General features: G+C 36.0%; 7 protein-coding genes and 1 tRNA gene. All 8 read left to right on the top strand.

Annotated elements, in window-relative coordinates; genetic code table 11:
- Positions 1–26: 26 nt before the first annotated feature.
- The 8 genes from HET73_RS03235 (at position 27) to HET73_RS03270 (ending at position 11788) form a co-directional block, all read left to right on the top strand.
- Positions 27–99, top strand: a tRNA-Trp gene (locus HET73_RS03235).
- 19 nt (positions 100–118) lie between these two features.
- Positions 119–319, top strand: a complete 201-nt coding sequence (secE, locus tag HET73_RS03240) for a preprotein translocase subunit SecE (protein ID WP_246209898.1) — start codon at positions 119–121, stop codon at positions 317–319.
- Positions 303–1139, top strand: coding sequence for a transcription termination/antitermination protein NusG (gene nusG / locus HET73_RS03245; RefSeq protein ID WP_174132813.1), 837 nt, complete (start codon positions 303–305; stop codon positions 1137–1139). Before secE ends, nusG begins: the two co-directional genes overlap by 17 nt.
- A gap of 2 nt (positions 1140–1141) precedes the next feature.
- Complete coding sequence (locus tag HET73_RS03250) at positions 1142–1582, top strand: 50S ribosomal protein L11 (protein ID WP_174132811.1); 441 nt, start codon at positions 1142–1144, stop codon at positions 1580–1582.
- A gap of 4 nt (positions 1583–1586) precedes the next feature.
- Positions 1587–2240: a 50S ribosomal protein L1 gene (gene rplA, locus HET73_RS03255; RefSeq protein WP_174132810.1), complete on the top strand. Its 654-nt coding sequence runs from the start codon at positions 1587–1589 to the stop codon at positions 2238–2240.
- 11 nt (positions 2241–2251) lie between these two features.
- Positions 2252–2785 (top strand): 50S ribosomal protein L10, encoded by a 534-nt coding sequence (gene rplJ / locus HET73_RS03260; RefSeq protein ID WP_174132809.1) that lies wholly within the window; start codon positions 2252–2254, stop codon positions 2783–2785.
- Between the two features lie 10 nt (positions 2786–2795).
- Positions 2796–3197, top strand: coding sequence for a 50S ribosomal protein L7/L12 (rplL, locus tag HET73_RS03265; RefSeq protein ID WP_174132808.1), 402 nt, complete (start codon positions 2796–2798; stop codon positions 3195–3197).
- Between the two features lie 65 nt (positions 3198–3262).
- Positions 3263–11788 (top strand): DNA-directed RNA polymerase subunit beta/beta', encoded by an 8526-nt coding sequence (locus HET73_RS03270; protein WP_174134011.1) that lies wholly within the window; start codon positions 3263–3265, stop codon positions 11786–11788.
- Positions 11789–12273: the final 485 nt, after the last annotated feature.

Below are 12273 nucleotides of genomic sequence, written 5' to 3' on the forward strand. Positions count from 1 at the left end.
AAATTTTGGAGTAGAATTTTTATTATAGGAGTGTAGCTCAATTGGTAGAGTGCTGGTCTCCAAAACCAGAGGTTGTAGGTTCAATTCCTATCGCTCCTGCATTAATGTTATGGTAGAAATGTTAAAAAATTTGAGTGTTTTTTTTTGTGATATAAAGCAAGAAATAAAAAGGGTTACCTGGGCGAAGAAGGAGGGGGTGCTATCATCTTTATTTGTTGTAGCGGTTGTTATATTATGCTTTTCGATTTTCTTTTGTTTGGTAGATTTTATATCTCTTTACGCAATTAAAGCTTTATTTGGAATTGTTTATGGAATATAAATGGTACATCATTAAGATTGATTACGGGCATGAGGAATACGTACGTGAATTGATAAGCAAAGCTACCTATTTTAAGGAGGTATTTGTTCCTTATCAGACAGTATATAATTCAAAATCTGGTGTAAAAGAGTTATGTGAAGTATATATACATATGCATTTATGCGATGAGAGCAAGGATATTCTAAATCAAGTACCAGGATTCTGCGGTTGTGAATCTGGTAATTTTGAAATAGCTCTAGATGATGAAGTAAGTTTAAAGCGTAGAGAATACAATAAATATAAGTGGTATATTTTGAGAGTTGCCTCTAATTATGAAGAAAAAGTGTGTCAACACGTATTAGAAAATTCTGTGAGATTGGGAGTTAGTGATTATTTTAAGGAAGTTTTTATCCCATATGAAGAGTCAAGTGAAGCAGAATTAAGATCTAAAAAAACTGCTACACGAAGGAAGTGTTTTCCTGGTTATGTTTTTTTATATTTAAATTTGTGTGATGAAGTGTTAAACTTTGTTAATAATATACCAAAGTCTCTTAAGGTCTATGGATTTTTAAAAAATGGTAATGTTCCCAAGGTGATTTCTGACAATGAGATTCACTCAATGTGTAATGCGCTTTATAATGCTCAAGAGACGAAAAAATTAAGTCATGGTTATGAAAAAGGAGAAAAGGTAAAAATTAACGATGGCCTTTTTCAAAATTTTACTGGTAAAGTGGATATGATTAATGATGATAAAAAAGTTATTAATGTGGAAGTGTCGATTCTGGGTAAGCCAACAGTCATAGAGTTAGATTTAGCTCAAGTAGAAAAAATAGAGGATTAATTATGAGTGGTATAATTGCTAAGATTAACTTGCTAATGGAAGCGGGGAAAGCAGTACCTGGACCAAAAATTGCTTCAGTGCTTGGTCCGCGTGGTATACCAGTTCCTAAGTTTTGCGAAGCTTTTAACAAAGTGACTAGCGCAGCTAACGCCAATTATAAAGTGGGTGATTTAGTAACAGTTCGAATCTCCATAAAGGATGATCGTTCTCACGATTTTACTGTCAGCGGCCCGCCTGTGGCTTATTTACTGAAGCAAGAAGCTAAATTAAGCAAAAGTTCTAGTAATCCAGGTAAAGAATTAGTGGCTAAGTTGCCTATGTCTGCTATAATTAAGGTAGCAAGATATAAAATGGTTGACATGAAAGTAGATAATGAGGATTCAGCAGTGAAAATGGTTATAGGTACTGCTAAATCTATGGGTATAGAAGTTATAGAAGGTTAGATACATGAATACATATCGCGATAATCCTAGACAATGTCTAGAAAAGATTATTGAGTCTGCTTCAGCAAAGTTTAACGAGTCAGTTGATGTTGCAGTTACTCTAGGTGTAGATTCACGCAAATCTGAGGAACAGGTGCGTGGTACGGTAGTTTTGCCCAAAGGTATAGGGAAAGGTATTAAAGTAGCTGTTTTTGCTCAAGATAAACATTTATCAGAAGCTGAAAAAGCTGGTGCTGATATTGTAGGAGGAGAGGATTTAGTTGAAGAGATAAAAAAAGGTAGAAAGCTAGATGTTGACTGGTGTATCACCACTCCTGATTTTATGGCAAAAATCACTCCTATTGCAAAAGTATTGGGTGCTAAAGGGTTGATGCCTAATCCTAAATTTGGTACCGTGACTTCCAATGTTGCAGAAGCTGTTAAAACCATTAAGTCTGGTCAAATAAAATTTAGGACAGACAAAAATGGTATTATCCACGGTAAATTAGGAAATATCAAGTTTGGTGTCGATGATTTACTAGAAAATTTGAAAGCCTTTCTTAAAGTAATTAAAAATAATAAACCTACTTCTGTAAAAGGAGTGTACTTTAAGAGTGTCTTTTTAAATTCAACTATGGGTAAAGCTTATCAGATAAACAAAGTGGAAGATATAATTTAGGGAGTAATACCGTGAAGCGTGAAAGTAAGGGTAAGTTTATAAAGAGCATAATGAATGTGTTTGTAAATAATGATTTCTTAATGCTGGTAAGTTTTAAATCTGTAAATGCTAATGATTCATTAATTCTTAGGAATAGTCTAAAGTCTGTAACAGGTGGAATGTTAGTAGTTAAAAATACTTTAGCCCGTTTAGCTTTGGAAAGAAGTGGTAAGTTTTCTTATCTATCAGATAGATTTTCTGGTCCTGTTGCTGTTATATACTCTAGTGGTATAGTAGAAGCTGCAAAATTAATAGTTAGTTTTATTGATACTAATAAAGAAAAGATGTCTGTGATTTGCGCAGCTCATTTAGATCAATTGCTTACAGTGGAAGATGTTAGTAAATTGGCTGAGTTGCCGTCTCTGGACGAGTTGCGTGTTAAAATTATGCGTTTAATATCTTATAATATTCCTACTCGATTAATGTTATCTATTAACTCACCTTCAATGAGACTTATGAGAGTATTGGATTATTATAGTTCTAAAAATAAATTTGTTGTTAAGTAAGGTTAGTAGTATGAGTAATGTAACAAATGATTTGGTTGATAAAATATTATCCTTAAATCTATTAGAGGCCGCTGAACTTGCAAAAGTTCTAGAAGAAAGAATAGGGTTACCTGCTGGTTCTTTTGTTGGTGGAGCTGTTGGCGCTAGTGCACCTACTAGTGATAATGCTGCTGGTTCTGCTGTTCAAGAGAAAACTGAATGCAAAGTTGTAATTAAAGAAATTGATGCAAGCAAAAAAATGGGAGTCATTAGAACAGTCAGACAGGTTGATAGTACACTAGGCTTGGTACAAGCAAAAGAGTTAGTTGAATCCTTGCCTAAAGATTTGACTGCTAATATTCCTAGAGATGAAGCAGAAAAAATAAAGCAACAGCTTATTGAAGCAGGAGCAACCAAAGTGGAACTCGAGTAAGATGCTTAATTTAATATATTAACTTTGTATTGATGCAGCGCTTTTAGTTGGTTTGGGGTGTTTTAATGGTTGATTCTTCTTGTATGTGTGTTTCTGGTGCTTTTGTTCCTAGGATTTCTTATTCCAGGTCAATTGATTTAAAAGATTCTTTGTTAGACTTAGTTAAAGTTCAAAAAGAGTCATACAAATCATTTACTCCTGGAAATTGTGGTAATGAAAAGCTTGAATCTATCTTTCATTCAGTCTTTCCAGTAAATGACCCTTTGCATAGGGCTACTATTGAGTTTATAAGCTGTAGAATAGACAATCCTAAGTATGATGAGTCTGAATGTATAAAACGCGGCATAACTTTTTCTGCTCGAGTCATTGCTTTTATACGCCTTGTTGTTATGCAAGACGGTATCTCTCTTGATGAATATGGATCGATTAAAGAGAGTGGAGACCATTCTAAGCTTGCAACCGCTATAAAATTTATGGAGGAGCAGGAAGTCCACTTCTGTGAATTGCCGATGATGACTGATAAGGGCACTTTCATCATTAATGGTGTGGAAAAAGTCATCGTTTCACAAATGCATAGGTCCCCTGGTGTATTTTTTGATAGCGATAAGGGAAAAACTTACAACTCAGGTAAACTAATCTATTCTGCTAGAGTTATCCCCTATAGAGGTTCTTGGCTTGATATCGAGTTTGATGTTAAAGACCATTTGTATTTCCGTATTGATAGAAAAAGAAAATTACCAATCTCGGTTTTATTAAAGGCGTTGGGCCTATCAAATAATGATATACTTGACAGATTTTATGAAAAGATAAAGTATGTAAAATATAGGAACGGTTGGAAAGTGCCGTTCCTGCCTGATAGATTTAAGGGAGTTAGGTTACCTTTTGATTTAATGGATGTTGAAGGTAATGTGTTACTTAAGGCTAATGTTCGTATTACCTCAAGGCTAGCTAAAAAGCTGCATGACGATGGGTTAAAGGAATACCTAGTGCCTTTTGATTCTATATGCGGTTTATTTCTTGCAGAAGATTTAATAGATAGTATTAGCTCTACAAAAATTTTATCTGCTGGTGAGCCTATAAAGGTGGAGGACGTAAAAAAGCTTGAGTTACTATCTATAGGTGAAATATCAGTATTAAACATCGACAATCTATCTGTTGGACCTTATATATTAAATACACTTTTCCTAGATGAAAACATGTCTTATCAAGATGCACTATATGAAATATATAGAGTCTTGCGTCCTGGTGAAGTTCCTGTTTTAGAGATAGTAGAGGAGTTTTTTCATAATCTTTTCTTTAATCCTGAATATTACGACCTGTCTAACATTGGTAGGTTGAAGCTTAACTCTTACCTTGGGTTAAATTATGACGAGAATTTAACTGTTTTAACACATGAAGATATTATCAAAATTGTAAGAAAAATAGTACTGTTACGTGACGGTCAAGGATCCGTGGATGACATTGACCACTTAGGAAATAGAAGGGTAAGATCAGTTGGGGAATTCATAGAAAATCAGTTTAGAGCTGGGTTGCTAAAATTGGAACGTGTAATAATTGATTCCATGTCTACTTCTAGTTTAGACAAAGTTTCTCCATCTGATTTTATTAATCCGAAAGTATTAACTAATGTCTTAAGGGATTTCTTCAATTCTTCTCAATTATCCCAGTTTATGGACCAAACCAATCCATTATCTGAGATAACACATAAAAGAAGGCTGTCAGCGTTAGGTCCTGGCGGTTTAACGAGAGATCGTGCAGGATTTGAAGTGCGTGATGTTCATCCAACTCATTACGGAAGAATTTGCCCTATTGAAACTCCTGAAGGGCAAAATATAGGACTAATCAACAGTTTAGCTATATACGCACGTGTTAATAAATATGGTTTTATTGAAAGTCCTTATAGAAAAGTAGTTGATAGGGTCGTTACTGGCCAAATTGAGTATCTGTCTGCAATAGATGAAGGTTCATATTACATAGCTGATACCAGTGCAAAGCTTGACGAAAATAATCGCTTTGTCGATGACATGCTATACTGCAGATATGCTGGTAGTTTCGTTATGGTAGGTAGCGATCAAGTGAGCTACATTGACGTATCTCCTAAACAAATAATATCAGTTGCAGCCTCCTTAATCCCATTTTTAGAAAATGATGATGCCAATAGAGCATTAATGGGTTCAAACATGCAGCGTCAAGCTGTACCCCTATTGAAGCCTACAGCTCCTTTAGTTGCCACTGGTATGGAGTCTTTCGTGGCTTCTGGTTCTGGTGCTGTAGTTTTGGCAAAACGCGACGGCATAGTTGATAATTCTGATAGTAACTCTATAGTTATACGTGCTTTTGATGAAAAAAGGGTTAATTACCTGGGTGTGGATATTTATCATTTAAAGAAATTTCAACGTTCCAATCATAATACTTGTATTAACCAAAGACCATTAGTACGTGTAGGTGACTATGTTAAAGAGTGTGATGTGATAGCTGATGGACCTGCAATCAATAGTGGTGAGCTAGCACTTGGTAAAAATTTGCTGGTCGCTTTTATGTCTTGGCAGGGATATAATTTTGAAGATTCTATTATTATTTCCAGTGAAGTTGTTAAAAAAGATCTATTTACTTCTATCCATATAGAAGAATTCGAATGTGTCGTACATGACACTCCTTTAGGATCGGAAAAAATAACTCGTGCTATACCTGGTGTCAATGAAGAAAATTTATACCACTTGGATGATAGTGGTATAGTAAAAATTGGTACAAGAGTAGGTCCAGGCTATATTCTGGTGGGTAAAGTTACACCTAAACCTTCTCTTTCATTACCTCCTGAAACAAAATTATTAATGACGATTTTTGGTGAGAAGTCATTCGATTGTGCAGATACCTCTTTATATACATCTCCGGATATTGAAGGAACAGTAATTGATGTACGGGTCTTTACACGCAGGGGGGTTGAAGAGAACGAAAGGGGATTGCTTATTAAGCAAAAGGAAATGGGTGATTTAGAAAAAGAGCGAGATTATATAATTGACGTTACTAGCGAGTATTTCTATGACGAACTGAAGAAACTTCTTGTTCATTCTTGCTCTCAGGATCAAGAAAAACTTGATACTATTGAACGTGAACAATGGTGGGGTATAGGGTTAAAAAGTCGATCTATTTCTGAACAAGTTAAGATCTTAAAAAAAGATTTTGATGAAAAAGTATCAAATGTAGTCACACAGTTTAAGCAAAAAGTAGAAAAATTAGATGAAGGCTATGACCTACCTCAGGGTGTATCAATGTCAGTGAAAGTTTTTATTGCTGTGAAGCATAGTCTGCAGCCTGGAGATAAGATGGCCGGTAGACATGGAAACAAAGGTGTAATTTCCCGAGTTGTGCCAGTGGAAGATATGCCTCATTTAGAAGATGGTACTCCTGTTGATATTATTCTTAATCCTCTTGGTGTTCCATCAAGAATGAATGTGGGACAGATACTGGAAACTCATGTAGGTTGGGCTTGCAAAAAGTTAGGAGAAAAAGTAGGTGACATCCTTGATGGAATCAATAGAGCTAGAAGTACCTTCTGTAAGGAAGTTAGATCTCTCAGCAATGATGGTTTTGCAAATTTTGCAGCAGCGTATCTTGATAATAAAAAAATTGAGGCAGTTAGTGATAATGAAATAACAGCTTCTATTTTTAATATATCTGATAAAAATGCACTAAATGACGAGCTAAACGTGTTAGTGGAAAGTTATCTAAATTCTTGTAAAAGTGCATGCGATAATTTACGTAACTTCCTTATTGAAGTTTATAGCTGCGGTAGTGACATACCCATATGTAACAATATTCGTGAGATTAGTGATAGTAACTTGATTGAGTTTGCACATAAATTACGCGATGGCGTTCCTGTTGCTGCACCTGTATTTGAAGGTCCAAAAGATGAAAAAATAACAAAATTATTTGAGCTTGCTGGCTTGGATAACTCCGGACAAGCTGTATTGTATGACGGTTGCACCGGTGAAAAATTCGACCGTAAAGTTACGGTTGGTTACATGTACATGCTTAAGTTGCACCACCTGGTCGATGATAAAATCCATGCGCGTTCAGTAGGGCCTTATAGCTTGGTTACTCAACAACCTCTCGGAGGAAAATCCCATTTTGGTGGCCAGCGTTTTGGGGAAATGGAGTGTTGGGCATTGCAAGCCTACGGTGCTGCCTATACTTTACAAGAAATGTTAACTGTGAAATCTGATGACATCAATGGTAGGATCAAGATTTATGAGTCAATAATAAAAGGTGACAGTAATTTTGAGTGTGGAACTCCTGAATCTTTTAATGTGATGGTAAAAGAACTACGTTCTTTGTGTTTAAATGTAGCTTTAAAGCAAAATGGGGCAGTTATTGAAGACATATCTCATACTAATATTGCACAGTCTTTTGATAAGATTAGTATATCAATTGCTAGTCCTGAAAGTATTAAGTCTATGTCCTACGGTGAAATAAAAGATGTCTCAACTGCAAATTATCGTACATTTAAAGTTGAAAAAGGTGGATTATTTTGTCCTAAGGTTTTTGGTCCCGTCAATGACGATGAATGTCTATGTGGAAAATACAAAAAAAGAAGACACAGAGGTCGCATATGTGAAAAGTGCGGAGTGGAAGTTACATCTTCTAAAGTAAGAAGAGAGAGGATGGGTCATATAGAGCTTGCATCTCCTGTTGCTCATATATGGTTTTTAAAGTCACTTCCTTCAAGGATTGGAGCGTTATTAGATATGTCTCTAAGAGATATTGAGAATATTTTATATAGCGATAATTATATTGTAATAGATCCTCTTATTTCTCCTTTTGAAAAAGGTGAGATTATCAGTGAAAAAGCTTACAATGAAGCTAAAGATAGCTATGGAACTGATAGCTTCGTAGCTATGCAAGGTGTTGAGGCTGTAAGAGAGTTGCTAACCAGTCTTGATCTACACGAAATTAGAAAAAATCTAAGACTGGAATTAGAATCTGTTGCCTCTGAAATAAGAAGAAAGAAAATTATAAAGAGATTACGTATTATTGAAAACTTTATCAAATCAGGGAACAGACCTGAGTGGATGATACTCACGGCTATACCTATTTTACCACCTGATTTGCGTCCTTTAGTATCGCTTGAAAGTGGTCGTCCTGCAGTTTCTGATTTGAATCATCATTATAGAACTATTATTAATAGAAATAACAGGTTGAGGAAACTATTAAGTTTGAATCCTCCTGAAATTATGATTCGTAACGAAAAAAGGATGTTACAAGAAGCAGTTGATTCTCTTTTTGATAATAGCCGTCGTAATACTCTAGCAAATAAAGCTGGTACTGTTGGATATAAAAAATCTATTAGCGATATGCTAAAAGGAAAACAAGGTCGTTTTCGTCAGAATCTACTAGGAAAAAGAGTGGACTACTCTGGGCGCTCCGTAATAGTTGTTGGTCCAACTTTAAAGTTAAATCAGTGTGGGCTACCAAAAAGAATGGCTCTTGAATTATTTAAGCCTTTTATTTACTCAAAACTTAAGATGTATGGTATGGCTCCAACTATTAAGTTTGCTAGTAAGCTAATAAGGGCAGAAAAACCAGAAGTTTGGGATATGCTTGAAGAGGTAATAAAGGAACATCCTGTTTTGCTAAATAGAGCACCTACTTTACATAGGCTTGGCATCCAGGCTTTTGAGCCGATCCTTATTGAAGGTAAAGCAATACAGCTTCATCCGCTTGTCTGTACAGCGTTTAATGCTGACTTTGATGGCGACCAAATGGCAGTACACATACCGATTTCATTAGAAGCTCAACTTGAAGCTAGAGTGTTGATGATGTCAACTAATAATGTTTTAAGCCCTTCTAATGGCAGGCCAATTATAGTTCCTAGTAAGGATATAATACTTGGCATATACTACTTAACTTTACAAGGGCAAATCGATAAGGAAGATGATTTGCCGTTTTTAAGTACTTTTGGTGAAGTTGAACATTCTTTAAGTAATGGTATTTTACATATTCATTCCAGTATGAAGTATAGGATAGAATATACGAGTAGTAACGGTGAAATTTGCTATAAAACCATTTGCACAACTCCTGGCCGCTTAATATTATGGCAGATCTTTCCTAAACATGAGAATTTGAGCTTTGATCTTGTGAATCAGGTATTAACAGTCAAGGAAGTAACTAATATAGTTGATTTAGTATATCGCAATTGCGGTCAAAGTGCTACGGTGGAATTTTCTGATAAATTAATGGTACTTGGCTTTGAATATGCTACATTTTCTGGCACTTCTTTTAGTCGGTGTGACCTGGTTATACCTGAAACTAAAGCTACACATGTTGATCATGCAAGGGATGAAATTAAGAGATTCTCTATGCAATATCAAGATGGACTAATCACTAGAAGTGAGAGGTATAACAAAGTTATAGATGAATGGTCTAAGTGTACGGATATGATAGCCAATGATATGTTAAAGGCGATATCCGTATACAACGAAAATAGCAAGTATAATTCAGTGTATATGATGGTTAACTCTGGTGCAAGGGGTTCTACTTCACAGATGAAACAGCTAGCTGGAATGCGAGGGCTCATGACCAAACCTTCTGGTGAAATTATAGAAACACCTATAATATCTAACTTCCGCGAAGGGTTAAACGTATTTGAGTACTTCAACTCTACTCATGGTGCGCGTAAAGGCCTTGCTGACACTGCGCTTAAAACTGCAAACTCTGGATACTTAACTCGTCGTTTAGTTGATGTATCTCAAAATTGCATAGTTACAAAACATGACTGTCAAACCAAAAATGGTCTCATTGTGAGAGCCACAGTCGAAGGGAGTACCATAGTTGCATCTCTAGAAAGTGTTGTGCTTGGTAGGACAGCTGCAAATGATATATATAACCCAGTGACAAAAGAATTATTAGTGAAAGCAGGGGAATTAATTGATGAGAGTAAGGTAAAGCAAATTAACATTGCAGGTCTTGACGCTGTAAAAATTAGATCACCTTTAACCTGTGAAATGAGTCCTGGTGTGTGTGCTCTGTGCTATGGAAGGGATCTTGCAACTGGCAGAATTGTTTCAATAAGCGAAGCAGTTGGTGTGATAGCTGCTCAGTCTGTTGGAGAGCCAGGTACTCAGTTAACGATGCGTACCTTCCATATAGGTGGAGTAATGACTAGAGGTGTTGAATCTTCAAATATTATAGCTTCTATTAATGCTAGAATAAAATTAAACAACAGTAATATAATTATAGACAAAAACGGAGATAAAATTGTAATAAGTCGTGCTTGTGAAGTTGTATTGATTGATAGTCTCGGTAGTGAAAAATTGAGGCATAATGTACCTTATGGTGCCAAACTTTGCGTAGATGAAGGCCGGTCAGTAAAAATTGGCGATAAAGTTGCAGAATGGGATCCTTATACATTGCCTATTATCACGGAGAAAACTGGTACAGTATCTTATCAAGATCTAAAAGATGGAGTGTCAATCACTGAGGTTATGGATGAATCTACAGGAATATCGAGTAAGGTAGTAAAGGATTGGAAATTGCACTCTGGTGGAGCTAATTTACGTCCTCGTATAGTACTACTTGATGATAATGGTGAAGTAATGACACTCGCAAGTGGCGTTGAAGCATGTTATTTTATACCAATTGGTGCAGTACTCAATGTACAAGATGGTCAGAAGGTTCATGCAGGTGATATCATTACAAGAACGCCAAGGGAATCAGTCAAAACTCGTGATATTACTGGTGGTTTACCAAGAGTCATAGAGTTGTTTGAAGCGCGTCGTCCTAGGGAGCATGCTATTGTTAGCGAAGTAGATGGTTATGTAACATTCTCTGAGAAAGATCGGAGAGGAAAACGTAGTATATTGGTTAAACCTGTCGATGAACAGATTTCTCCAGTTGAGTACTTGGTACCAAGAAGCAAGCATGTAATAGTCAATGAAGGTGATTTTGTGCGTAAAGGTGATTTGTTAATGGACGGTGATCCTGATCTCCATGATATCTTGCGTGTACTTGGACTAGAAGCTTTAGCGCACTATATGATTTCTGAAATACAGCAAGTTTACAGATTGCAGGGTGTCCGTATAGACAACAAACATTTAGAAGTGATATTAAAACAAATGTTGCAAAAAGTAGAAATTACTGATCCTGGTGATACTATGTACTTGATCGGAGAAAGTATTGACAAGCTGGAAGTTGATAGGGAAAATAACGCTATGAATAATTCTGGTAAACGACCTGCTGGTTATCTTCCTATCTTGCAGGGCATTACGAGAGCGAGCCTTGAGACTAATTCCTTTATTTCTGCTGCCTCTTTCCAAGAGACAACGAAAGTGCTGACAGAAGCGGCGTTTTGTGGCAAGGAAGATTCTTTAAGTGGATTAAAAGAAAATGTCATAGTAGGAAGGCTAATTCCTGCCGGTACAGGTCTGATTATGAGCAAAATCAGGGCACTTTCACTTTGTGATGATATAGATAAATATGAAAAATATTTTGATATTGAAACTTATGACGAGAAATTGTTAGGAAGTAATAGTTGTCATTCACATTCTAGTGAGAAAGAAAGTGTAGTAGCAACACATTACGATCAGCCAAACTAGTAAGAATAGCGTTTAAGCGCCTACGGCTGTGAGAATGTTATGTATGGTATTTTAGCTATACAGGCGTGAGAGACAGAAGGTTTTGAAAAGGGTTTAGCCTCATCATTAGACTTCTTACATAACAAACTTTTGTTGGACAAAAAAAGAAACCCCTTGACAACCCCCGCCAATCCTATTATTATAGCAATTAGGGTATTTCTGACTCAAAACTTGTTTTTGACCTGCGCAGGATCAATGACAAAAATTTAGTAAAAAACTTAAGGTATTTATTGGCGGATTATACAAATTATTGGGGCTGCATGTCTTTTAAATTTTTTCATATGCAGCCAAATCGCGCTTAAACTAAGCGTCAGCACATTATTACAGCGCCAAGTTACAGTATTATAGGGTCAAAACTCGCACCATGGGGATTCTTTTGCCTTTTTTTTGATTCGTTAAATTTTTTAATATTTAGATTAGTTACAATCTGGCCAGCGCGTAACGCT

It is taken from the genome of Wolbachia endosymbiont of Atemnus politus, from assembly GCF_013309895.1.